Raw genomic sequence first — 23887 nt, forward strand, 5'->3', positions numbered from 1 at the left:
AATCAGATGCCCTTGCCCAAGCCCAATCTCTACCCCGCCTTCAACATCGTGCGCCTCAGCCATGTCGAGCTGGCCGTCACCGATCTCGCCAAATCCCGTGCCTTCTATGTCGATACGCTCGGCCTGCAGGTCACCGACGAGACTTCAGACACCATCTATCTCAGGGCGCTGGAGGAGCGTGGGCATCATTGCATCGTGCTGAAGAAGGCGGCCACGGCCGAAGCCGGCGACCTCGGCTTCAAGGTCTTCTCGGACGACGACCTCGACAAGGCCGAGCACTTCTTCAAGGGCAGGGATCTGCCGGTGGAATGGGTCGAGCGACCCTACCAGTCGCGCACCTTCCGCACCCGCGATCCGCACGGCATTCCGCTCGAATTCTACGCTGAGATGGAGCGGCTGCCGCCGATCCACCAGAAGTATGCGCTCTACAAGGGCGTCAAGCCGCTGCGCATCGACCACTTCAACTGCTTCTCGCCCAATGTCGACGAGTCCGTCGCCTTCTACAACGAGCTCGGCTTCCGGGTGACCGAGTATACCGAGGACGCCAGCAGCGGAAAGCTGTGGGCGGCGTGGACGCACCGCAAGGGCGGCGTGCACGACATCGCCTTCACCAACGGCATCGGGCCGCGCCTGCACCATGTCGCCTTCTGGGTGCCGACGCCGCTCAACATCATCGACCTGCTCGACCTGATGGCAACGACGGGCTATCTGCCGAACATCGAACGCGGCCCCGGCCGGCACGGCATTTCCAACGCCTTCTTCCTGTATGTCCGTGATCCGGACAATCACCGCATCGAGATCTACTGTTCGGACTACCAGACGGTCGATCCGGACCTCGAGCCGATCAAATGGGACCTCAAGGACCCGCAGCGCCAGACGCTGTGGGGCGCGCCGGCGCCGAAAAGCTGGTTCGAGGAGGGCAGCTTGTTTGCCGGAGCGAAGGCGCGCCAGCCGGATTTGGCGGCTTCGCCGATCATAGCGCCGTGACGATGAACCTTACGAGGAGACACGGATGACTGGACATGGCCGGCTCGCCACCTTCACCGTCGGCGGCAAGGCGCGCTATGGCGCGGTCACCGGCAAGGGCGTCGTCGACCTGTCGGCGCGCCACGGCCAATGGCCGACGCTGCATGAAGTGATCGAGGCCGGCGCCTTGCGGCGGCTGGCGGAAGCGGCCGAGGCCTTCGCCCCAGATTTCCCGCTCGACGCCATCGCCTATGAAATCCCGGTCCCGTCACCGGAAAAGATCATCTGCGTCGGCGTCAACTATCCGGACCGCAACGAGGAGTACAAGGACGGTCAGGCGGCGCCCTCCAACCCGTCACTGTTCATCCGCTTCCCCCGATCTTTCGTCGGCCATGGCGCGCCGCTGGTGCGGCCGCCGGAATCACCGCAGCTCGACTATGAGGGCGAGATCGTCATCGTCATCGGCAAGGCCGGCCGGCGCATTGCCGAGGCCGACGCGCTCGGCCATATCGCGGCGCTGTCGCTGTGCAATGAAGGCACCATCCGCGACTGGGTGCGGCATGCCAAGTTCAACGTCACGCAAGGCAAGAATTTCGACCGCAGCGGCTCGATCGGCCCATGGCTGGTGCCGTTCAGCGAAGAGGCGCAGATCGCCGATATCGCGCTGACCACCCGCGTCAATGGCGAGTTGCGCCAGCAGGACCGCACCAGCCGGATGATTTTTTCCTTCCGCAAGATCATCAACTACATCTCGACCTTCACCACGCTGGTGCCGGGCGATATCATCGTCACCGGCACGCCGGCCGGCGCCGGCGCCCGCTTCGAGCCGCCGATCTGGCTGAAGCCCGGCGACGTGATCGAGGTGGAGGCCGAAGGCATCGGCGTGCTCAGAAACGGTGTCGTCGACGAGGCAGCGCAATGACCCCGGAACAGGTGGAGGACGCCGCGGCACGGCTGTTCGAGGCCGAGCGGTCGCGCCGCCAGATCCGTCTGCTCAGCCTCGATTTTCCCGATGCGACGATGGAGGACGCCTATCGCGTGCAAGCGGCGCTGGTGGCGCGCAAGATCGATGCCGGGCTGAAGCCGAAGGGCTGGAAGATCGGGCTGACATCGAAGGCAATGCAGTACGCGCTTGCCATCGACACGCCGGATTCGGGCGTGCTGTTCGACGACATGTTCTTCCATGACGGCGCGACGGTGCCGGCCGGCCGCTTCATCCAGCCGCGCGTCGAGGCCGAGATCGCCTTCGTCATGAAGGCGCCGCTGAAAGGCCCCGGCGTGACCATCTCCGACGTGCTCCACGCCACCGACTACATCACACCGGCGCTGGAAATCCTCGATACGCGCATCGAGCGCGTCAATGCCGAGACGAAGAAGGTGCGCACCTTCTTCGACACGATTTCCGACAATGCCGCCAATGCCGGCATCGTCATCGGCGGCCGGCGGCAACGTCCTGATGAGGCCGACATGCGCTGGATCGGTGCCATCGTCTCGCGCAACGCCGAGGTCGAGGAAACCGGGCTCGGCGCCGGCGTGCTCAACCACCCGGCCATGGGCATCGCCTGGCTGGCGGACAGGCTCGCCCGCTACGGCATGTCGATCGCGGCTGGCGAGGTGGTGCTCTCTGGATCGTTCGTGCGCCCGGTCGAGGCGCGGCCCGGCGACACGATCGTCGCCGATTTCGGCAGTTCGGGCACGGTCAGCATCCATTTCGCGAAGGGCTGATGACCCGCCAGTTCTTATCGATCGGCCCTATTCGCCACGCAGATAGGCAATCACCACATCGGCTGCGATGGCCGACATACGCTGGCCGACATCCCTGGTGATGTCGCCTTCGACGCGGCTCTGCACCCAACCGAGGAAAGCAAAGGCACGCAACGCCGAAAACAGCGGCAGCGCGGCGATGTCGCGCGCGGTCAGTGCCCGCTCCTGCCGATAGCCCTCGAGCAAAGCGGCCTCGATCAGCGGATAGATCGCCTCATCGCGGTTCTGGTAGAGCGCGACGGCAAGGTCGTACATGTGCCAGCCATGGCCGCAATCGTCGAAGTCGATGATGCGGATCGCGCCGTCATGGACGAGCACATTCTCGCGCACCAGATCGGCGTGGATGATGCCGAAATTGCGGGCGCTGCGTTCATGCTCCGACAGCACCTTCACGGCCTTTTCCCGCGCCTGGAAAACCAGCTCGCGATGAGGGCCGTCGAGGAAGGGCGAGGTCTCGAAGCGGCCCCAATTCGGGTTCGCGCCGAAGAAGCCATCGAAATCCCAGGCATGGCGGGCAAAGCCGGCGGGCGGCGTCCAGGCAGACGTGACATTGTGCATGTGGGCGATGGTTCGGCCCATCGCGGTAAAGACCCGTCTTGCCTGCTCGGGCGTAAAATCCAGCGGCACGCCTCGCGCACCGACGGCGCGGCCTTCCAGCCAGCTCAGGCAATCGACTTGCCGGGGTTGCACTGAGGCGTTGGCGCTGACAAGCACGAACAGATCGCCGGCCGGCGTGGCGACCGCAGATGGCGTGGCGATGCCGGCCGCTTGCAAAAAGCCCATCCATTGCAGTTCCGAGCGCAGGGCGGCGTCCGTGTGATAGCCAAGCCGATGAATGCGCATGGCGGCCGGCTGGCCTGTTGGCAAGATGACGCGAAACACCGCGTTCTCGCGGAATTTCAGCAGCTCCGGCTCACCCTCACGAATGCCCCAATGTTCGAGCGCGCGCTTGGCAAGCTCGGTGACATCGGCTGCCGTCTCGGGCTCGGATTGCGTGGAAACAGCGTTCACGCCTTCACTCCGCCGACTTCACCCAGCACCTCGTCGAGGACGCCGATCAGGACGTCGGCATTGTCGCGCGAGAACGGCATGGGCGGGCGGATCTTCAGCACATTGCCGTGGATGCCGGTCTTGCCCATGAGCACGCCGCGCTGGCGCATGCGGTTGGCGACCTGCTCGGCGATGTCGGGCGCCGGCTCACGGGTCTCGCGGTCGTGAACCAGTTCGGCGCCGAAGAACAGGCCGGCACCCCTGACCTCGCCGATGCATTCATGCCGATCCGCCAGCGGGCGCAGCAGCCCAAGCGCATAGGCGCCGACATTACGCGCGTTGGCGACGAGATCTTCCTGCTCGATGACGTCGAGAACGGCATTCGCCACCGCGCAGGAAACCGGGTTGCCGCCGAAGGTGTTGAAGTAGCGGAAAGCGTTGCGGAAGGTCGCCAATGTGTCCTTGGTGGTGACCACCGCGGCGACCGGATGGCCGTTGCCCATCGGCTTGCCCATGGTGAGGATGTCGGGAACGAAGCCGGCGCGCTGGTGGCCCCAGAAATGACTGCCGGTGCGGCCGAAACCGGGCTGCACCTCATCGGCGATGACCAGTCCGCCGGCGCCCCGCACCGCGCGCATCGCGTCGTCGAAAAATCCGGATGGGAGCGTCGGAAAGCCTTCATTGGCGAGCAGCGGACACAGGATGATGCCGGACAGGCCGATGCCATCCTGCTCCAGCGAGGCGATGGCTTCGCGCACCGCGTCGCCAAAGGCTTTGCCGTTGGCCATCGCATCCGGCTGGCGATAGCTGTCAGGTGCCGGCACCAGCCTGACGTGGCGGGCACGGCCGCCGACCGGCGGCATGCGGGTGCTGAGCTGCGAAACCGCCGTGGTGTTGCCATGATAGGTGGCGTCGGTGGCGATGATGCCCATGCGGCCGGTTGCGGCCTGCGCCATGCGCAGCGCGATGTCGTTGGCCTCACTGCCGGTGCAGGTCAGGATGGCGGACGACAGGCTGGCATTGAAGGTCGCGGTCAGCCGCTCGACATAATCGAGGATGGCGGTGTGCAGATAGCGCGTGTGGGTGTTGAGCAGGCCGGCCTGCCGGCACAGGGCCTCGACCACATGCGGGTGGCAGTGGCCGACATGCGCGACATTGTTGTAGGCGTCCAGATATTTGCGGCCGTCGGCATCGTAGAGCCAGACGCCTTCGCCGCGAACCAGATGCACGGGCTCGTCGTAGAACAATTGCGATTTCTCGCCGAGCAGGCGGGAACGCCGGCTAACCAGTGCCTCTTGTGATTGGCTCATTGCGTCTTGAAACTCCGTTGTGGCCAGCTAACCCGTCAGGCCTTCGCCAGGCCTGCATCCAGCGCTTCGCCGATCTTCGTCACATCGGCGGCGTTGATGATGAGCGGCGGCGACAGGATGATGGTGTTGCCAGACACACGCAGCATGACGCCGGCCTCATAGGCGGCCTCCGAAACCACGGCCATGGTCTTCTTGTCGGCCGGCTTTTTCGTCGTGCGGTCCGACACCAACTCCAGCGCCGCCATCAAGCCCTTGTACCTGACATCGCCGACGATCGCATGCCTGGCCTTCAGCCCCTCCAGCGCGGCCGCGAGTTCGACGCCCCGTGCCGCCGCGTTCTCGTTCAGGCGAAGCCGTTTGGTCTCCGCAAGCGCCGCCAGACCCGCCGCGCAGCCGACCGGGTGGCCGGAATAGGTATAGCCGTGGCCGATCGCACCAAAACTGGTCTTGTCGGCCTCGAAGGCATCGGCGACTTTTCCGCCGATCAAGGTCGCGCCGAGCGGGAAATAGCCTGACGTGATCGCCTTGGCGATGGTCATGAAATCCGGCTTCACGCCGGACAGACGCGAACCCGACCATGCGCCGGTGCGGCCGAAGCCCGTCACCACCTCGTCGGCGATCAAAAGGATCTCATGGCGGTCGCAGATCTCGCGCACCAGTGGCATGAAGCTCTCATGCGGAACGATGACGCCGCCGGCGCCGAGAACCGGCTCCATGATGAAAGCGGCGATGGTGTCGCCGCCCTGGAACGCGATTTCGTCCTCCAGTGCCTTGGCGCACAGTTTCGCCAGCCGCACTGGGTCGGTCTCATCGAACGGGTTGCGGAAGGTCCAGGGCGCGGGAATGTGGAAGACGCCGGGCAGCAGCGGCTCGTAGTTGCGACGGAAATTTGCGTTGCCGTTAACCGACGCGCCGCCAAAATGCGTGCCGTGGTAGCCCTTCTTCAGGGCGAGGAATTTTGTCCGGTCGGCCTGGCCGCGGATCTTCCAGTATTGCCTGGCCAGCCGAAGTGCCGTTTCGACCGAATCCGAGCCGCCCGAGGTGAAGAAGGTCCGCACCATGCCTTCTGGCTCGAACCATTCGCAGAGTTCGTAGGCGAGTTCGATTGACGGTCCTGTCGAGGTGCCGCGAAAACCGGAATAATAGGGCAGCGCCGAAAGCTGGTCGGCGATCGCCTGCTTGATCGGGTCGCAGCTGTAGCCGAGATTGACGTTCCACAGGCCGCCGACGGCGTCGAGCACGGTGTTGCCGGCGATGTCGGTGACCATCACACCCTCGCCTTTCATGATCACCTTTGGCGGGTTGGCCCGCATCTCGGCCGGATGCGCCATCGGGTGCCAGATCGGCTTGGCGTTGGTTTCGGTGAGAAAATTGATGTCGCGCATGGAGGACTCCGCAAAAAAATCTCAGGCAACTGGGACGAGGCCGAAATGACCGAGGGCCTCGGCATAGGAATGAGCCGGGCGAGCGACGTCGAAATGAACCGTGCGCATGCCGGCAGCACAGCCGCCATCGACATTGCGCTGCTGGTCGTCGACGAAGACGCAAGCGCCGGCCGCAAGGCCGAGCGCCTCGGTGACGAAGGCATAGGCGCGTGGATCGGGCTTGAGGATGCCGGTATAGGTGGCGTCGACGATGAGGTCGAAGAGGCCGAGCAAGGGCAGCCGCCGGCGGAAATCGGCGCCGTAGAACAGGTCGAGTTCGTTTGACAGGATCGCCAGCCGAAAACCCGCCGCATGCACCGTGCGAATGGCGCTGTCGGCCTCGGGCCGCACCACCTTTTCCAGCTCGGCGCCGCGCGCTCGTTGGACGAAGGTCTCCATCGCCTGCCAGTCCTCGCCGACCAGCCGACCGACCTCACTGGTGCGGGAGCGCCAGTAGTCGCGCTCGCTGATCTCGTCGGCCTGCATCGCGCGCCACAGCGGATCGCTATCCGGATCGAACGGCCCGCGCCATTGCAGCGTTCCCGGCGCAAGGCCGAGCGCCTGTTCGGTCAAGGCATGCGTCTCGAACAGCGTCCGGGTGACGACGCCGCCGAAATCAAGGACAAGCGCCTGGGCGGGAACAGCGCTCACGCTGCCACTCCCTTGGCCTTGCCGCGCGGGACGATGCCTTCCTCGACCCAGCGGTCGAATATCTCGAGCGCCTTGCCGACGAAGTCGTCGCTGTTGATGTGAGCGTCGATCTCGTGGAACTCGACCCCGGCGGGAATAGCCCTGCGCATTTCATCTGCGAAGGCCGCGAGAGCCTCGGGTTCATAGAGCGGCTCGCCCTGCACGTCCCATTCCTGGATGCCGCCGGTAGGCAGGATGAAGGCGGAGCGGCCTTTCGCGGCGCCGAGCTTGGCGGCGATGGTCCTGGCGACCTGCCGACGATCGTCGGCATCGACGGTGATCGACGCGATCAGCCTGTTGTGGGCATGAAAGGGCCGCGTCGAGAATTTAGCCGGCAAATCCTGCCAGGTCGGCAGATCGACCATGTCGACCGCCCCGGGTGCGGCGATCTGCGGAATGCCGCGGGCGCCGGCGTTCTCCAGCCGGTCGGTACCGGAACTGACGACGGAACCCGCGAGATGATTGGTGATCTCCTGCAGGCTGAAGTCGAACACCGCGCAAAAATGGTCCTGACCGGCAATCGATTCGAAGGCGCGGCCGCCCATTCCGGTGGTGTGGAAGACGGCAACGTCATAGCCGCGCCGTTCCAGCGCCGGCTTCAGCGTCTTCATGTAGCGCAGGCAGCTGCTGCCGAGCGAGGTCATGCCGATGGTCGGCCCGATTGCCGGAGCCGACATGCGGGCCTCCAGCACAATCCTGGCCGCGCCGACGACCGCCCCACAGGCCTGTGACAGGACCAGTTTGCAGATGCTGTTCAGGCCGTACAGCCCGCCCGCCCAGAGGATCATCATCAGGTCGGGCGCGACGCGCTCGGGCGGGATGAGGTGCGAATAGGCGATGGTCGAGACGACGAATTTCGGCACGCCGAGCGGCAGGCAAAGCGCCACGTCGAGCGCCAGATCTGTCCCCATCGAGCCGCCGATGGCGATGAAAGCGTCGATCTCGCCGTTTTGATGGAGCTTGCGCACCAGCTGCACCGCGCCGCCGGCCATCAGCGTCATGGCGGTGTTCTCATCACCGCTCGAGACGATCTCGGCGATCGTCACATCCACGGCCCGGGCCACGGCATGCTTGTCGTGGTCCGGGCTGTAGGGCGGGTCGCCCAGCACGCTGACATCCATCATCACGGCGCTGCCGCCTGACTGCTCGATGCACTGTTTCATGAACAGCAGCTCTTCGGCCTTTGTGTCGCCCGTGCCGATGACCAGGATGCGGGGCGCTGTCTCCGAGGGCATCAGGCCTGCCTCCTCAAGATTTGCAGGTTTTCGCCGTTGAGGCGCATGGAAATCTCCCGTGCCGCCTCCCTCACGGCAAGTCCCCGCTCTGTGATCGCGGCTGCCGTCGTTCTGGCCTTTGGCGCCGCCACCGCGATGGTGCCGAGCGCAAAGCCATCCGCCCCGCGGATTGCCGCCGCGACGCTGATCACACCTTCCTCATAGCCCTGGTCGCAGATCGAATAGCCGCGCTCGCGCGCCTCGCTCATGCATCTTGAGATGGCGGCCGGCTCGATCAGCGTATGGGCCGTGAAAGCGTCGAGGGAACCCGTCAGGCACGCCTTGACGGTCTCGTCGCGGGCGAAGGCCAGATAGGCGATGCCCGACGCGGTCGAATGCAGGGGCAGCAACTGACCGATGTCGATGTTGACCCGGTTCGCCCATGCCGGATGCTCGACATGGACGGTGACCAGCCTGTCGACGCCGAATTCCGACAAATGCACGGTCTCGGCCGTCGATGCTGCCAGGTCCCGCACCAGCGGAACGGCTGTCTGCAGGAAGGGAAAGCGCGCCTCCCGGATGCGCGCCAGCCGCGACAGGCCGGCGCCGAGGCGATAGTGCCGCGTGCCGATATCCTGCTCGACAAAACCATGGCCGGCCAGCGCAACCAGCAGCCGCCGTGTCGTCGCCTTGTCGAAGCCCGAGCGGCGCGCCAGATCGGACAGGCCGAGCTCGGGCTCGTCGACGCTGAACAGCTCCAGAAGCGAGATCGCTTTTCCGACCGTACTCAAATTTGCCTCCCGGTTCGGGACAATCATTTAACGTGTGAATTAACTTGACAGGCATCGGCATTGTTTGCAAGTCTATATTCAAAATAACGATTCAAATAATGAACCAACCGCCAGAGTGCATGGGACAGGCCATTCGGCCGGCGAACTCAAGGGTTTGCAAACAGGAGGGATCGATGACAGCAGTTGCAGAACAGGCGCCGGCCAACAGGCTGCGCAAGAACAGTCTTGGCGTCGGCGCCATCACCTTCATGGTGATTTCGGCGGCCGCCCCGCTCACGGCCGTCGCCGGCGGCACGCCGCTCGGCATGCTGATGGGCAATGGCGCCGGCTTTGCGGGCACCTATCTGATCGTCACCATCCTGCTGCTTTTGTTCGCGGTCGGCTATGTCGCCATGTCACGCCATGTCGGCAATGCCGGCGCCTTCTATGCCTATGCCGCGCGCGGCCTCGGCAGCATGGCCGGCGGCGCCACCGCGCTGATCGCCATCCTGTCCTACAATGCCATGCAGATCGGGGTCATGGGCCTGCTCGGCGCCGCGACATCAGGCCTGTTCGCCGGCTGGGGCATCAACCTGCCCTGGTGGGCGTGGAGCTTCATCGCCATCGCGCTGGTCGCCGTGCTCGGCTATCGGCAGGTCGACCTCTCCGCCAAGATCCTGACGGTGCTGGTGCTGTGCGAATATCTTGTGGTTCTGGTCCTCGACATCGCCATCCTCAAGACCGGCGGCGATAGCGGCCTGTCGGCGGCGCCGTTCAGCTGGAGCCAGATCACATCGGGCTCGCCGGCCATCGCCATTCTGTTCTGCTTTGCCGCCTTCATCGGTTTCGAGGCGACGACGATCTATGCCGAGGAAGCCCGCGATCCAAAGATCACCATTCCGCGCGCCACCTATTTTTCGGTCGTGCTGATCGGCGTCTTCTACATGCTCACAGCATGGCTGATGGCGGTCGGCGCCGGTGTCGACAAGCTGCTGCCGACGCTGCAGGGGCTGCAGGATCCGACGACCTTCCTGTTCGGCCTGTCCGACCGCTACGCCGGAACGATGCTGTCGCAGGCGATGAGCATCCTGTTCATGTCGAGCCTGTTTGCCGGCGTGCTGGCGTTCCACAATGCGGTTGCGCGCTATATCTATGTCTCGGGCCGCGAAAAACTGTTGCCGCAGACGATCGGCGTGACGCATACGGTGCACCAGAGCCCGCATGTCGCTTCCGTCATCCAGAGCGTGCTCGCCGCGGTCGTCGTCGGCCTGTTCGCCGTGCTCGGCCTCGATCCGGTGCTGGCGCTGTTTTCGTGGCTGACCAATGTCGCGACGCTCGGCGTCATCGTCATGATGGCGGTGGCATCGCTTGCCGTGGTGATGTTCTTCCGCGCCAAGCCGGCAGCCCAGGAGAACGCGCTGAAGACCACCATTCTGCCCGGGCTGACCTTCATCGCTTTCGTCATCATCATCTACCTGATCGTCATCAATTTCGGCAGCCTGTCCGGGGCCGGCGGCTTTCTCGGCGTGTTCCTGCCGGGGCTGGTGCTGATCGCCGCGATCGTCGGCCTGCTGCTGGCCAGCGCGCTGAAGAGCCGCGATCCCATAGCCTTCGAAAACCTCGGCCAGCCGCTGAAAGATTGAGAAAAGCAAAGGGGCGGCGTGCCACGCCGCCCTTACACCACAGGGGAGTGGCGGATTTGAGCTTTGCCGAAAATATAACCGTCGAGGCATTGGAAGCCGATCCCTATCCGATCTATGCAGAGCTCAGGCGCAGTGCGCCTGTCGCTTTCGTGCCCGCGGTCAATCTGTGGTTCGTCACCCGCTGGAAGGATGTCGAGAGCGTCGCCAAGTCGCCCGACATCTTCTCCGCCGTCGTCGGCTCGTCGCCGGTCGAGCGCTCCTTCGGCAAGCCCACCATCCTGACCACCGATGGCGAGACGCACAAACAGCTGCGCCAAGGCGTCGATCCGAAATACCGGCCGCGCACCGTCGCCGCCTATGCCGGCGACCTCGTGCGGTCGATTGCCGAACCTTTTCTCGGCCGGATCGCCAACCAGGGCTCCGCCGAGCTCACGGCCGATTATTTCGAACCGGTGTCGACGCTCAGCCTTGCACGCTCGCTCGGCCTTGCCGACATCGACATGCCGACGCTGCGCCGCTGGTTCTATGGCCTTGCCCAGGGTGCCATCAATTTCGAGAACGACCCGAAGCGGCAGGAGATCGCCGACGCGATCAGTGCCGAGGTCGGCGACGCCATCTTGCCGACGCTGGAAAGGCTTGTCCACACGCCGGATGATTCCGCGCTGTCGCATATGCTACATGACGGCATGCCGGAGGGCACGACGCGGCCAATCGATTTTTTGATGCCGAGCATCAAGGTCATCCTGCTCGGCGGCATGCAGGAGCCCGGACATGGCGCCGGCTCGATCCTGGCCGGTCTGCTGGCCCATCCCGAGCAGATGCGGCAGGTGCTCGCCGATCCCGAGACCTTCGTGCCCAAAGCGGTCGACGAGGGCCTGCGCTGGGTGGCGCCGATCGGCACCCAGACGCGGCAGACGACACGGGCGGTCGAGCTTGGCGGCGTGACGATTCCAGCCGGTGCCGCGGTTGCCGCACTTGTCTCCTCGGCAAGCCGTGACGAGAGCCGCTTTGCCGATCCAGACCGCTTCGACATCAACCGCGACGAAGGCAACCATGCCGCTTTCGGCTTCGGCCATCATTTCTGTTCGGGCCGGTTTTTCGCACGCGAGCAGATGTGCCTTGCGGTAAGGCTGTTGCTCCTGCGCTTCCCCGATCTCAGCCTTGTGCCTGGCAAGGAGCCGGTGTTTCGCGGCTGGGAATTCCGCGCGCCAACCACATTGCATGTTTGCCTGGGAGTCCGTCACCCATGATCAGTCAGAATGCCATCGACACGCTGCGGAGGACGGAGATCGGCGCACGGGGCCTGTTCATCGATGGCGTGCAGATCGAGGCAACAAGCGGCGCAAGCCTGCCGGTGACGTCGCCGATCGACGGCCGACCTTTCGCCAGCATCGCCGACGGCAACGCCGCCGATATCGACCGCGCCGTGAAGTCGGCGCGCAAGGCGTTCGAGAAGGGCTCGTGGTCGCGATCAGCGCCGGCCTTTCGCAAGAAGGTGCTGACGAAGTTCGCCGAGCTGGTCGAAAAGCATGCCGACGAGCTCGCCGTGCTCGGCGTGCGCGACAACGGCACCGAGATCGGCATGGCCTACAAGGCCGAACCGCTGTCGGCGGCAGGCACCATCCGCTACTATGCCGAGGCGATCGACAAGGTCTATGGCGAGATCGCGCCGACGGCCGACAATGTGCTGGGACTGATCCACAAGGAGCCGCTCGGCGTCGTCGGCGTCATCGTGCCGTGGAATTTCCCGCTGATGATCGGCGCCTGGAAGATCGCGCCCGCACTTGCCGCCGGCAATTGCGTGGTGGTCAAGCCGCCGGAAATCGCTTCGCTGACGCTGCTGCGGTTGGCCGAATTGGCAAGCGAGGCCGGACTTCCCGCCGGTGTGCTCAATGTCGTCACCGGCCGTGGCGCGGTCACCGGCGAAGCGCTCGGCCTGCATATGGATGTCGACGCCATCGCCTTCACCGGCTCGGGGCCGGTCGGTCGACGGCTGCTCGAATATTCCGCTCGCTCCAATCTGAAGCGCGTCTTCCTCGAACTCGGCGGCAAGTCGCCCAACATCGTCTTTGCCGATGCTCCCGACCTGAAACAGGCGGCCGTCCTCTCGGCCAACGGCATTTTTCGCAATTCCGGCCAGGTCTGCGTCGCCGGCTCGCGGCTTCTGGTCCAGTCAGCGGGCTATGATCGGTTCATGGACGAACTTGTCGCGGCAACCACGCGGCTCAAAGTCGGCGATCCGCTCGATCTCACCAGCGATGTCGGCGCCGTGTCGAGCGCCGAACAGCTGGACAAGAATCTCGGTTTCGTCGCCAGGGCCACCGAAGAAGGCGCCCAGCTGGTCACCGGTGGCGAGCGGATTCTGACCGAGACCGGCGGCAGCTACATGGCGCCGACGATCTTCGAGAATGTCACGCAAGACATGCAGCTTGCGCGCGAGGAGGTGTTCGGGCCGGTGCTCGGCGTCATCCGCTTCGAGACCGAGGAGGAGGCGGTGCGGCTTGCCAATTCGACCGTCTACGGGCTCGCCTCGGCAGTGTGGACATCAAACCTCTCCACAGCACACCGCATGGTGCGCGCCATCAATGCCGGCGTCGTCCACGTCAACACCTATGGCGGCGCCGACATCACCGTGCCGCTCGGCGGCGTCAAACAGTCCGGTTTCGGCCGCGACAAGTCGCTTCACGCGCTGGAGAAATATTTGGACCTGAAGACGGCGTGGATCGCGCTTTGAGCCTGACGTCAGCGCCGGTTTTTCCGAGAGTCCGATCTTACTTCCGAAGCGCAGCGGATCGCATCGTAGCCCGCGGCGATCGATTCAATGGCGTCTCGTTCTCACTCACCCGAAAATTTTGAGAGAATATTCCCGGCTTTGGCGAGAACGGCGAAAGGCGTTCTTTGATAAACTTGATAGAATTTCTGAGGATGTGACCAAGGCTAGGCAATCCGCCTCGCTGCCATGACTTCAAACCACAGAGATCAATCATGTCCGACTTCAAGAACACTTTGCCATCTTCCCCGGGGTCAACCGTCAACCGGCGCAGTGGCCTTGCTCTGCTGTTCGCCTCGGCCGTGGCGATCGGCAGCCTGATGGCGCCCGGCGCATCGTTCGCCGAGGACAAGAAGGCGATCAAGGTGGGTATCATCAGCGGTGAGGACGAAGATGTCTGGCGCGTCGTCGTCGCGCAAGCCGCCGAAAAGGGACTCGCCATCGAGACCGTGGTGTTCAACGACTACACCCAGCCCAACGAGGCGCTGGAGCGCGGCGAAATCGACGCCAACGCCTTCCAGCACCAGCCCTATCTCGACAACCAGATCAAGACTCAAGGGTATCATATCGTGCGCGTCGGCTATACCGGCGTGTGGCCGATCGGCCTCTACTCGAAGAAGTACAAAGCAGTCGCCGACCTGCCCGAGGGCGCGGTCGTCGGCGTGCCGAACGATCCATCCAATGAAGGCCGGGCGCTGCGCGTGCTGCAGAACGAGGGCGTGATCAAATTGAAGGACGGCACCGGCATTCTCGCCACCACCGCCGACATCTCCGAGAACGCGAAGAAGGTGGTGATCAAGGAGCTGGACGCCGGCATTGTCGGCCGCTCGGTCGAGGATCTAGACGCGGCGGTGGTCAACACCGACTGGGCGCTGAAAAGCGGCCTGACGCCGGAAAACCGCATCGCGCAGGAGCCGATCGCCGACAATCCCTACCGCAACTTCATCGCGGTGAAGGCTGGCAACGAGAACGAAGCCTGGGTGAAGACGCTGGTCGCCTCCTATCAGAACGAGGCGGTGAAGGCCGAGTTCGACAAGGTCTACAAGGGCACCGGCCTCAGCGCCTATTGATCCGATCGTCGACCGGAAGCCGGTTCGAGAGCAACAGCGGTCCGCGCTCAGGCGCGGGCCGCGATTGCGTTTTCGGGAACAGGAACATTCATGAACCAGCATATCACGGCATCCGGAGAAACCGCCGATCCGATCCATGCCCGGCCCGACGCGTCTCAGGACGTCGTGCGCCTCGTCGAGCTGAAGCGCCGCTTCGGTGTGACAGCGGCGCTCGACGGCATCTCGCTGACCGTGCGCAAGGGCGAGATCCTCGGTATCATCGGCCGCAGCGGCGCCGGCAAGTCGACGCTGATCCGCTGCCTGAACGGGCTGGAACGGCCTGACTCCGGCGAGGTGTTCATCGAAGGCCGAGAGATCAGCCGGCTTGGCGAGCGCGAGCTGCAGCCGCTGCGGCGGCGCATCGGCATGATCTTCCAGCATTTCAACCTGCTGTCGGCCAAGACCGTCGAAGACAATGTGGCGCTGCCGCTGAAGATCGAGGGCCGCTCGAAGGCCGAGCGACTGAAGCGCGCCGCCGAACTGCTCGACCTCGTCGGCCTGTCCGAGAAGGCAAAAGCCTATCCGGCGTCGCTGTCGGGCGGCCAGAAGCAGCGTGTCGGCATCGCCCGGGCGCTGGCAGCACGCCCGGCGCTGCTCTTGTCGGACGAAGCCACCTCGGCGCTCGATCCGGAAACAACGCGCTCCATCCTCGCCCTTCTCAAGGACATCAACCGGCAGCTTGGGCTGACCATCCTTCTGATCACCCATGAGATGGAGGTGGTCCGCTCGATCGCCGACCGCGTTGCGGTGATCGACGCCGGGCGCATCGTCGAGCAAGGGCCGGTCTGGTCGGTATTTGCCGACCCACAATCAGACATCACAAAAAGCCTGCTCGGCGCCATCCGGCCACAGCTGCCAGCCGAACTGGCGGCCCGGCTGCTGCCGGCGGCCGGCGCGGAGACGATCCTGCGCGTCGACGTGGCCGGTGATGCGGCACGCGGCCCGTTGCTGTCCGACCTTGCCACGGCTGTTCCAGGCGCCTTCCGCCTCATCCATGGCGGCATCGACCATATCCAGCAGCAGCCCGTCGGCACGCTGTTCCTTTCGGTTCCCGGCAGCGATGTAAATCATCTCGCTGACATCATCACATTCCTGAAGGCCCGCCAGGCGCGGGTGGAGGTGCTTGGCCATGTCGCCGATCCTGTTTGAGCTTCTGCTGCGTTCGATTTGGGAAACCGTCCTGATGACAGCCGCCTCCGGCTTCATCTCGCTGGTCTTCGGCCTGCCGCTCGGCCTGGCCTTGATCGCCACCGAACGCGGCGGGATTGCCGAAAGCCTGTGGGTGAACCGGGCGCTCGGCGCCGTCATCAACGGCTTCCGTTCGGTGCCCTTCATCATCCTTCTGGTGGCACTGATCCCGGTGACGCGGCTGATCGTCGGCACCTCGATCGGCACATGGGCAGCCATCGTGCCGCTGTCGATCGCCGCCACGCCCTATTACGCGCGCATTGCCGAAGTGTCGTTGCGTGAGGTCGACCGTGGCTTGATCGAGGCGGCGCGCGCCATGGGCGGCAACCGCTGGACGATCATCCGCGAGGTGCTGGTGCCGGAAGCCCTGCCCGGCATCGTCGCCGGCTTCACGGTGACGCTGGTGACGCTGATCGGTGCCTCGGCCATGGCCGGCGCCATTGGCGCCGGCGGCCTCGGCGACCTCGCCATCCGCTACGGCTATCAACGATTTGAGACGTCCGTCATGATCGCGGTGGTCATTGTGCTGATCATCCTGGTCTGCGGCATCCAGTGGGCGGGGGACCGGCTGGTGGCGAGGCTGGATCGGCGAGGGTGAAAGACTGGCTGATGGCACGGCCGCGTACGGGATAGGCGGAGGCCTCCCCGCCACCAAACCGTCTGACGCCCGGCTTCACCCGCCAAAGCTGCCCAGCCGCGTCGGCTGCGTATAGCTGCGGTCGACATAGAGCAGGGCCGAGCCGCCGCTGCCGTGCCGGACGTCGATGACGCGGCCGATCATGACATTGTGTGTGCCGACGACATGTACAGTCTCGATCTCGCAATCGAAATTGACGATCGCATCCGAGAGTGCTGGCGTGCCGGAGGTCAGCGTCTGCCAGCGCGCCGAGGCATAGCGTGCCTCCATGTCCCTGGCCGCGCCAGCGAATTTTCCCGCCAGATGCATGTGGTCATGCGTCAGCACGTTGACGCAGAAGCGCTGGTTGGACAGGAACATGGCGGCCTGCGTCGAGCGCCCGTTCATGCACACCAGCAGCGTCGGCGGCTCGTCGGAGACGCTGCACATGGCGGTGGCGGTGAAGCCGCCGCGCCCTGCCGGGCCATCGGTGGTGACGATGTTGACCGGCGCACAGACCCTCGCCATGGCATCGCGGAAATCGGCTTTCGAAATCTGCGTGGCCATCTGGTTTCACTCGGCCGTTGAGACAAACGGATTGAACCAGGTATCGCCCGTCCAGCCATTCTCGTCATAGTCGGCCATGCAGGTGTCGACGAGCTCTTCCATCGCCTTCAGCCGCCCGCCGCGTTCAGCTCCTTTCAGCACCTGCAGCCGCACCTCTTCCGGCGCGCCGGCATAGTTGAGCTCGTAGAGCGCGTGGCGGCCGCCGAACTCGGTGCCGGTCGCGTCCCACAAAAGCTTCATGATCTTGATGCGCTCGATGTGGCCCATGTCGTTGGAGCCACGCACATATTGCGCCAGATACTTGTCGATCTCGGGGTTGTTGAAGTCGCGCACCGACGACGGCAGGTAGATCAGCCCGGACGCGATCACCCGGCGCACGGTGTCGATGACGCGCGGATAGGCTTCCGACATGAAGGTGCGGTAGGCGAGCGCGGCTTCCAGATTGGGCAGCACCGCGCCATTCGCCCACGGGATCGGGTTGTAGGCCATGGCGTTGGAAAAGCTCCAGAACATGTGCCTGAGCGCGATGACCTCGCCCAGTGCCGCCTGGTTGCCGCGGAAAGCATCGCCGCCCGTGGCGCGCAGCGCCTTGGCCAGCAGGCCGGCGAGGAAGTCGAGCTTGACGGCGAAACGCGTGCAGCCCTGGAAGCAATAGCCATGCATGAAGCCGGACGCCGGGTGGAAGGACAGGATCTTCTGCGCATCGCGCAGCACCAGCACGTCCTCCCAGGGGATGAAGACATTGTCGAGCACCAGGATCGCATCGTTCTCGTCGAAGCGCGACGACAGCGGATAGTCGAAGGGCGCCGCCACCGTGTTGGCCGTCTGCTCGTAGGAGACGCGGCAGAACATCTTTATCCCCGGTGCATTCATCGGCACGATGAACATCACCGACAGCGACGGATCCTCAGTGATCGTCGCCGAGCCCTGCGCCAGAAAATTGTAGTGGGTCAGCGCCGAGGACGTCGCCACCACCTTGGCGCCGGAGACATAGATGCCGGCATCCGTCTCCTTGGTGATGTGGACGAAGACGTCCTTCACCTGTTCGGCCGGCTTGTGGCGGTCGATCGGCGGATTGACGATGGCATGGTTCATGAACAGTGCGGCTTCCTGGGCACGCCTGTGCCAGGACTGCGCATTGTCCCTGAACGGCCCGTACCAGTCGGCATTGGCGCCGAGCGTGTTCATCAGCGCCGCCTTGTAGTCGGGCGTGCGCCCCATCCAGCCATAGGACATGCGTGACCACTCGGCGATCGCCGTCTGCTGGGCGGCGAGTTCGCCAGAGGATTTGGCGACGCGGAAATATTTGTGGGTGTAGCCGCCCGAGCCGGTGTCGGTCGGCGAGGTCAGCGTGTCCCGTCGCAGGGGATCATGCAGCGCATCGTAGAGGCGCGCCAGCGACCGCGCCGAATTGCGCATCGACGGGTGCGTGGTGACATCGGCAATGCGTTCGCCATTGATATAGACCTCGCGGCCGTCGCGCAGGCTCTCCAGATACTCGGCCCCGGTGAACGGCCGTGCCTTATCAGTGCGGAAGTCTTCTGATCGCATGATGGTCCTCCTCTTGAGTCGCAACACTAGCGCCTTGGACATGCATCGGTTATGGACGGAACGGCAAAACCGATTGGACTTTTTCAGGCGCCATGAGCCAGAATTCCATCCCCGACTTCTTCGTCTATGGCGAGCCGGTGAGGCCGCTCGATGTCGGTTTTCTGCATGTCGAGACGGTGCTTGCGCGCAGCAACATCCATCTTGGTCAGGTCGCGGCGCACAAACATCCGCAGATGGGCCAGATCACCTGCTGGACCAGCGGCTCCGGTGCCTATCGCATCGAAGACCAGACCTGGGACTTTTCGGCGCCCGCCGTCAGCTTCGTGCCGAGCAATGTCGTGCATGGCTTCTCGATCGGACCCGGCACCGACGCCATCGTCGTCTCGGTCGCCGACGGCGCGCTCGCGGCCATCGCCGCTCACAGCCTGCTGCCGCTGGACAGGCCGGTCTTTGCCGACGGTCTGCCACGACACGCAGCGTGGGCGAGACTGGCGGCGGTGCTGGAGATGATCGCCGCCGAATATGCCGAGGCGCAAGCCGGCAATGACAGGGTCCTGCCGGCGCTGATCGCAGTCGCACTCTCCCACATTGCGCGCCTGAGCCCCGGCGTGACCGCCTCCGCCGCCTCTTCCGATGCTTCGCTGGCGCGGGGCCTGCGTCGGCTCGCCGACGCGCATTTCCGCGACAACTGGCCGGTCGATCGCTACGTCGAGGCGCTGGCCACCACGCCGCATCTTCTCGACAAGGCTGCCCATGCGGTTCTGGGTGCCGGCGTCAAGCGGGTCGTCAGCGAAAGGCGGCTGCTGGAGGCCAAGCGTCTGCTGCTGTTCACCGTACGCACGGTGGAGGACATCGCCTACGAGATCGGCTTCGACGACCCGGCGTATTTTTCACGGTTCTTTCGCGCGCGGGTCGGCGAAGCGCCCGCCGCCTGGCGCCGGAAGCACTTGCTGGACCATTGATCCTGCGCGAAATGCAGACCCCGTGACGCGCAAATCCTCGATGTTGCAGCCACAGCCACTTTTTCGTGAAGCCGAACGGGTTGATCCCTTCGCCTGTCTGCCTAGGTAGAAAGGAGCGGCGGGCGCCACGCAAATCTGACATCGGACCAATCTGACGGTCGGCATGATATTTTCCTGCATTCAAAAGCTTGCCCTACCTGTTCTCTTCGTTGGCATCCAGTCTTCCTGCGTCGTTCCCGACGATGCGTCGCGTATCGCCAAGGTTGATCCAACGGCGGCGGCCGCCCGCAAGGAGATGGTCGGCCTCAGCGAAGCCGATGTTCGAATGTGCGCCGGGTTTCCGACCGCCACCGCCGACGCCGGCCGATCGGGCCAGATCTGGACCTACAAGCGCATCGTCCAGCGCGGCAATCTCAGCATTGTGGTTCCGACTCTCGCGGTAGGCGCGATCCCGGCGGTCGGCGGCTCCGTCAATGTCGCTCCCGGCGGTTATTGCGACACGCAAATTCGCATGGTCGACGGCCGCGTCGCCGAAGTTGCCTATGCCGGCGACAACAATTTGCCGAACAGGCGCGACGCGCTTTGTGTCAGCACGGTGGACGCCTGCGTGACCTATGCGCGTCAACACGGTCAGAGGCCGGCGGCCAGATCGGCCAGATAGCCGGCGGCAGCGAAACGGCGATGACGGTCACGCAAATATCGTTGAGGGCTTGACTGACCCGCCGGACAGAATAGGCTAGCGCAAAATACCGGCTCTGATCGCCGGGCGGCAAGAATGCCTCGTATGCCTCGCCCTTCCGGCGCTGGCTGCGAGGCATTGTCATTTTGGGGATCTGTTTGAAACGGCGTATCGAGATCGGCATCCTGTATTCCCGCTCGGGGAGCTATCAGCTCGTCTCCGATGCGTGCCGCATCGGCGCCATGCGCGCCATCGCCGACATCAACGCCGATCGCAGCTCAGGCATCGAACTGGTGCCGGTCGAGCGCGATCCGCAAAGCAATGCGGACCGCTACGCGACGCTGTGCGAGGATATTTTCAGGACCAGCAGCGCGCGCCATGTCGTCGGCTGCGTCACCTCGTGGAGCCGCAAGGAAGCCATTCCGGTGCTCGAGAAGGCGGGCGGCATGCTCTGGTACGCCTGCCCCTATGAGGGCTTCGAGGCCAACGAGCACGTCGTCTACATGCACGCCTGCCCCAACCAGCATCTGGTGCCTCTGATGGCGCATGTCGTGCCGCGTTTCGGCGCCAACGGTTTCCTGCTCGGCTCGAACTACATCTGGGGCTGGGAGATGAACCGCGTCGCGCGCGACCTGATCGCGGATGCCGGCGGCAAGGTTCTGGGCGAACGCTATCTGCGCATCGGCGAGACCGATGTGTCGCGGCTGATCGCGGAGATCCGTGCCACACGGCCGAACTTCATCCTCAACAACCTGATCGGCACCTCTTCCTACGCCTTCCTGGCGGCCTATCGCGATCTCGGGAATGAGGATCCTGCCTTCCGCCCGGAAACCTGTCCCGTCATCTCCTGCAACCTCACCGAAGGAGAGCTGCCGGCGATCGGCGAATCCGGGAAAGGGCACCTGTCGGTCGGGCCGTACTTCGCGCCGCGGCCGGCCGCCTTCGCCTCGTCTTTCGAGGCCTCCGCCTATGCCTCCGTGCAGGTGATGGCCGACGTGCTCTCCAGCAATCCCGAAGCCGGTCCGGCGGAATTTTCCAGAGCCTTCGCAGAACGCCGCTTCTCCACCCGGCTCGGGCCGATCGCCATCGACGCGCATTCCCAGCACGCGACGCTGCCGGTGATCATCGGGCGCATCGCGGATGGCTTCTTCGAGGTCGTCAGCCGCGAGGACGAAGTCGCGCCAGACCCGTATCTGTCGCGCTACGACCCGGCAAAAACATTCGGCCGCCCGCGCCTGAGGGTGGTGTCGTGACGAGAACCCCACGCATCCCCAATCTCGGCGGCGCCAGGGCCTTCATCCTGCACCGTCCGCACCCGACGGTGCAGGCGATCACCAGGCAATTGTCGGCCATCGGCCTGATCACGCTGGACTGCTGGCCGGAACTACCGCCCGAGGCGCTGGCGGCCGATTTCGTCTTCTTCGACGCCGATCTCGGCTTCGACGAGCAATTCCCGTGGAAGCCGGGCGAAGCGCCGATGCCGCTGGTGGCGCTGATCGGCTCCGAGGCGCCCGGCCGCATCGAATGGGCATTGTCGCACAAGGCCGACGCCCAACTCTTGAAGCCGGTCGGCAATGCCGGCGTCTACAGCGCACTGCTGATCGCAAGGCAAAGTTTCGAGGCGCGAAAACACCTGGCCAGCGAAATCGCCTCGCTTCGCCAGCGCGTCGCCGAGCGCCAGACCATCGTGCGCGCGGTGACGGCACTGGCGAAAGGCGCCGATGACGGCCGCGCCTATGCGCAGCTTCGCTCGCTGGCGATGAGCTGGCAGATCAGCGTCGAGGATGCCGCGCGGCGGATCGTGGCCATGACAAGTGAAGAAGCAACGGGGGAAGAAGGCGGCGATGACCAGTCCCATCGCGCCTGATCTCACCGCGCCAGGGCGCATGCCGGTCAAGCCGCGCGCCGGCGTCTGGCGCCGGCTGGTCAGGCGCCGTCTGGCACTGCTTGGGCTGGTGATCGTCGCCATTGTCGTTGCCGGCGCCGTGCTGGCGCCATGGCTGACAGGCTACGATCCCAACGAGCAGATGTTCGACGGCCTGACCATCGAGGGCTCGCCCTTGCCGCCGGATGCAAAATTCTGGCTGGGCACCGACCTGCTCGGCCGCGACCTGTTGACCCGCATCCTCTACGGAGCCCGCACCTCGCTGATCATCGGCATCGTCGCCAATGGCGTGGCGCTGTTCATCGGCACGCTGGTCGGTGTTACCGCGGGTTATTTCCGCGGCTGGATCGGCAGCGCGCTGATGCGTTTCACCGATTTGATGATGGCGTTTCCGGCACTGCTGCTCGCCATTTGCCTGGCTGCGGTGTTCGAGCCGAGCCTGTGGATCGTCGCTATGGTCATCGCCCTGGTCAACTGGGTGCAGACCGCCCGCGTTATCTACACCGAGACCTCTTCGCTCGCCGAACGCGAGTTCATCGACGCCGAGCGCACCATCGGGGCGAGCGCACCGCGCATCCTGTTTCGCCACATCCTGCCGCATCTCCTGCCGACCATCATCGTCTGGGGCACGCTCGGCATTTCGACCACGGTGCTGTTGGAGGCGACGCTCTCCTTCCTCGGCATTGGCGTGCAGCCGCCGACCGCGTCCTGGGGCAACATCATCTTCGAGAACCAGACCTACTTCCAGGCAGCACCCTGGCTGGTGTTCTTCCCCGGTGCGGCGATCCTGGCGCTGGCACTGGCCTTCAACCTGATCGGCGACGCGCTGCGCGACATCCTCGATCCGACGCAAAGGGGCCGGGCATGATCGCCTATCTCGGCCGCCGCCTGATCCAGTCGCTGCTGATCCTGCTCGGCGTCTCGCTGATCACCTTCGCGCTGCTCTATCTCTTGCCGGCCGACCCGGTGCGCCAGATCGCCGGCCGCAGCGCCACGCCGCAGACGGTCGAGAACATCCGCCAGCAGCTCGGCCTCGACCAGCCCTTCATCGTCCAATACTGGCGCTATCTCACGAAGCTCGTCAGCGGCGATCTCGGCCGCTCCTACATCCAGCGCTCCGAGGTCACCGAGCTGATCGTCTCGCGGCTGCCGGCCAGCCTGTTGCTGATGGTCGGCGCCATCCTGTGCGAGCTGCTGCTCGGCCTGAGCATGGGCCTGATCGCCGCCGTCAAGCGCGGCACCGCCACCGACCAGACGCTGATGGTCGCCTCCTTCGTCGGCGTCTCGGCGCCGCAATTCGTCGTCGGCCTGCTGCTGCTCTACGTCTTTGCCGTGCGGCTGAGCTGGTTTCCGATCGGCGGCTACGGCACCTGGCGCCATCTCGTGTTGCCGTCGCTGACCATGGGCATACTCGGCGCCGGCTGGTACGCCCGCATGATGCGCTCGTCGATGATCGACGTTCTGCGCCAGGATTATGTCCGCACCGCCCGCGCCAAGGGCCTGGCGCGGCGAGCCATCCTGTTCCGCCATGCACTGCCCAACGCCATCCTGCCGGTCATCGCCATGATCGGCATCGACATCGGCATCTTCATGGGTGGCATTGTCGTCGTCGAAAGCGTGTTCGGCTGGCCTGGCATTGGCCAGCTGGCGTGGCAGGCCATCCAGCGCGTCGACATCCCGATCATCATGGGCGTCACCCTGGTCTCGGCCTTCGCCATCGTGCTCGGCAATCTGCTGGCCGACGTCATCGCGCCCTTCATCGACCCCCGCATCAAGCTCAGATGAAAAT

Annotated in this window: 23 protein-coding genes; 15 read left to right on the forward strand and 8 right to left on the reverse strand. The window is 64.7% G+C overall.

The window, feature by feature from the left end:
- Positions 1–6 precede the first annotated feature (6 nt).
- Genes hpaD through hpaH form a run of 3 tightly spaced genes read left to right on the forward strand, consistent with a single transcriptional unit; the run spans position 7 to position 2691 of the window.
- On the forward strand, positions 7–987 hold the full coding sequence (gene hpaD, locus EOB49_RS10425; RefSeq protein ID WP_127380904.1) for a 3,4-dihydroxyphenylacetate 2,3-dioxygenase: 981 nt from the start codon (positions 7–9) through the stop codon (positions 985–987).
- A 25-nt stretch (positions 988–1012) separates the two neighbouring features.
- Entirely contained in the window at positions 1013–1888 is an 876-nt protein-coding gene (locus EOB49_RS10430; RefSeq protein WP_127380905.1) for a fumarylacetoacetate hydrolase family protein, read from the forward strand.
- A complete protein-coding gene (hpaH, locus tag EOB49_RS10435; protein ID WP_127380906.1) occupies positions 1885–2691 on the forward strand; it encodes a 2-oxo-hept-4-ene-1,7-dioate hydratase in 807 nt (268 codons plus the stop codon). The genes EOB49_RS10430 and hpaH overlap by 4 nt, the downstream gene beginning before the upstream one ends.
- A 27-nt stretch (positions 2692–2718) precedes the next feature.
- Here hpaH and EOB49_RS10440 read toward each other — a convergent pair whose 3' ends face one another.
- From EOB49_RS10440 to EOB49_RS10465, 6 genes are read right to left on the reverse strand one after another with little or no spacing between them, the layout of a single operon-like run.
- The gene (locus tag EOB49_RS10440; protein ID WP_127380907.1) at positions 2719–3741 is read right to left on the reverse strand and encodes a phosphotransferase; all 1023 of its coding nucleotides are present in this window, start codon (positions 3739–3741) and stop codon (positions 2719–2721) included.
- A complete protein-coding gene (locus tag EOB49_RS10445) occupies positions 3738–5030 on the reverse strand; it encodes an aminotransferase class III-fold pyridoxal phosphate-dependent enzyme (RefSeq protein ID WP_127380908.1) in 1293 nt (430 codons plus the stop codon). Before EOB49_RS10445 ends, EOB49_RS10440 begins: the two co-directional genes overlap by 4 nt.
- 35 nt (positions 5031–5065) lie before the next feature.
- Entirely contained in the window at positions 5066–6415 is a 1350-nt protein-coding gene (locus EOB49_RS10450) for an aminotransferase class III-fold pyridoxal phosphate-dependent enzyme (RefSeq protein ID WP_127380909.1), read from the reverse strand.
- 21 nt (positions 6416–6436) lie between these two features.
- Positions 6437–7105: an HAD-IA family hydrolase gene (locus tag EOB49_RS10455; protein ID WP_127380910.1), complete on the reverse strand. Its 669-nt coding sequence runs from the start codon at positions 7103–7105 to the stop codon at positions 6437–6439.
- The gene (locus EOB49_RS10460; RefSeq protein WP_127380911.1) at positions 7102–8379 is read right to left on the reverse strand and encodes a Tm-1-like ATP-binding domain-containing protein; all 1278 of its coding nucleotides are present in this window, start codon (positions 8377–8379) and stop codon (positions 7102–7104) included. Before EOB49_RS10460 ends, EOB49_RS10455 begins: the two co-directional genes overlap by 4 nt.
- Entirely contained in the window at positions 8379–9149 is a 771-nt protein-coding gene (locus EOB49_RS10465) for an IclR family transcriptional regulator (protein ID WP_127266749.1), read from the reverse strand. The genes EOB49_RS10460 and EOB49_RS10465 overlap by 1 nt, the downstream gene beginning before the upstream one ends.
- A gap of 173 nt (positions 9150–9322) precedes the next feature.
- Between EOB49_RS10465 and EOB49_RS10470 the strand changes: the two genes are divergently transcribed.
- The 6 genes from EOB49_RS10470 (at position 9323) to EOB49_RS10495 (ending at position 16436) form a co-directional block, all read left to right on the forward strand.
- Positions 9323–10771: an APC family permease gene (locus tag EOB49_RS10470; protein WP_127380912.1), complete on the forward strand. Its 1449-nt coding sequence runs from the start codon at positions 9323–9325 to the stop codon at positions 10769–10771.
- A gap of 56 nt (positions 10772–10827) precedes the next feature.
- Positions 10828–12021 carry a cytochrome P450 gene (locus EOB49_RS10475; protein WP_127380913.1) on the forward strand — a complete coding sequence of 398 codons (1194 nt, stop codon included), beginning with the start codon at positions 10828–10830 and terminating at the stop codon, positions 12019–12021.
- Positions 12018–13505 (forward strand): aldehyde dehydrogenase, encoded by a 1488-nt coding sequence (locus tag EOB49_RS10480; RefSeq protein WP_127380914.1) that lies wholly within the window; start codon positions 12018–12020, stop codon positions 13503–13505. The genes EOB49_RS10475 and EOB49_RS10480 overlap by 4 nt, the downstream gene beginning before the upstream one ends.
- Positions 13506–13756: 251 nt before the next feature.
- On the forward strand, positions 13757–14611 hold the full coding sequence (locus EOB49_RS10485) for a MetQ/NlpA family lipoprotein (RefSeq protein WP_127380915.1): 855 nt from the start codon (positions 13757–13759) through the stop codon (positions 14609–14611).
- Positions 14612–14701: 90 nt separating this feature from the next.
- The gene (locus EOB49_RS10490) at positions 14702–15799 is read left to right on the forward strand and encodes a methionine ABC transporter ATP-binding protein (protein WP_127380916.1); all 1098 of its coding nucleotides are present in this window, start codon (positions 14702–14704) and stop codon (positions 15797–15799) included.
- Complete coding sequence (locus tag EOB49_RS10495; RefSeq protein ID WP_127380917.1) at positions 15780–16436, forward strand: methionine ABC transporter permease; 657 nt, start codon at positions 15780–15782, stop codon at positions 16434–16436. Before EOB49_RS10490 ends, EOB49_RS10495 begins: the two co-directional genes overlap by 20 nt.
- 75 nt (positions 16437–16511) lie before the next feature.
- On the opposite strand, the gene EOB49_RS10500 is transcribed toward EOB49_RS10495, so the two are convergent.
- Both EOB49_RS10500 and EOB49_RS10505 read right to left on the reverse strand, forming a co-directional pair.
- A complete protein-coding gene (locus tag EOB49_RS10500; RefSeq protein ID WP_127328062.1) occupies positions 16512–17021 on the reverse strand; it encodes a flavin reductase in 510 nt (169 codons plus the stop codon).
- A 6-nt stretch (positions 17022–17027) separates the two neighbouring features.
- Complete coding sequence (locus EOB49_RS10505) at positions 17028–18572, reverse strand: 4-hydroxyphenylacetate 3-hydroxylase N-terminal domain-containing protein (protein ID WP_127380918.1); 1545 nt, start codon at positions 18570–18572, stop codon at positions 17028–17030.
- 92 nt (positions 18573–18664) lie between these two features.
- On the opposite strand from EOB49_RS10505, the gene EOB49_RS10510 reads away from it, so the two are divergent.
- The 6 genes from EOB49_RS10510 to EOB49_RS10535 all read left to right on the forward strand — a co-directional run bounded on the left by EOB49_RS10510 (position 18665) and on the right by EOB49_RS10535 (position 23883).
- Positions 18665–19534: a helix-turn-helix domain-containing protein gene (locus EOB49_RS10510; protein WP_127380919.1), complete on the forward strand. Its 870-nt coding sequence runs from the start codon at positions 18665–18667 to the stop codon at positions 19532–19534.
- 163 nt (positions 19535–19697) lie between these two features.
- Positions 19698–20195, forward strand: a complete 498-nt coding sequence (locus EOB49_RS10515) for a hypothetical protein (RefSeq protein WP_127328068.1) — start codon at positions 19698–19700, stop codon at positions 20193–20195.
- A 176-nt stretch (positions 20196–20371) separates the two neighbouring features.
- On the forward strand, positions 20372–21466 hold the full coding sequence (locus EOB49_RS10520) for a transporter substrate-binding protein (protein WP_127380920.1): 1095 nt from the start codon (positions 20372–20374) through the stop codon (positions 21464–21466).
- The gene (locus tag EOB49_RS10525; RefSeq protein WP_127268207.1) at positions 21463–22080 is read left to right on the forward strand and encodes an ANTAR domain-containing protein; all 618 of its coding nucleotides are present in this window, start codon (positions 21463–21465) and stop codon (positions 22078–22080) included. The genes EOB49_RS10520 and EOB49_RS10525 overlap by 4 nt, the downstream gene beginning before the upstream one ends.
- 19 nt (positions 22081–22099) lie before the next feature.
- Positions 22100–22966, forward strand: coding sequence for an ABC transporter permease (locus tag EOB49_RS10530; RefSeq protein WP_206516809.1), 867 nt, complete (start codon positions 22100–22102; stop codon positions 22964–22966).
- Entirely contained in the window at positions 22963–23883 is a 921-nt protein-coding gene (locus EOB49_RS10535; RefSeq protein ID WP_127380921.1) for an ABC transporter permease, read from the forward strand. The genes EOB49_RS10530 and EOB49_RS10535 overlap by 4 nt, the downstream gene beginning before the upstream one ends.
- The last annotated feature ends 4 nt before the right edge of the window (positions 23884–23887 follow it).

This window comes from Mesorhizobium sp. M7A.F.Ca.MR.148.00.0.0 (assembly GCF_003997735.1).
Lineage (GTDB): Bacteria > Pseudomonadota > Alphaproteobacteria > Rhizobiales > Rhizobiaceae > Mesorhizobium.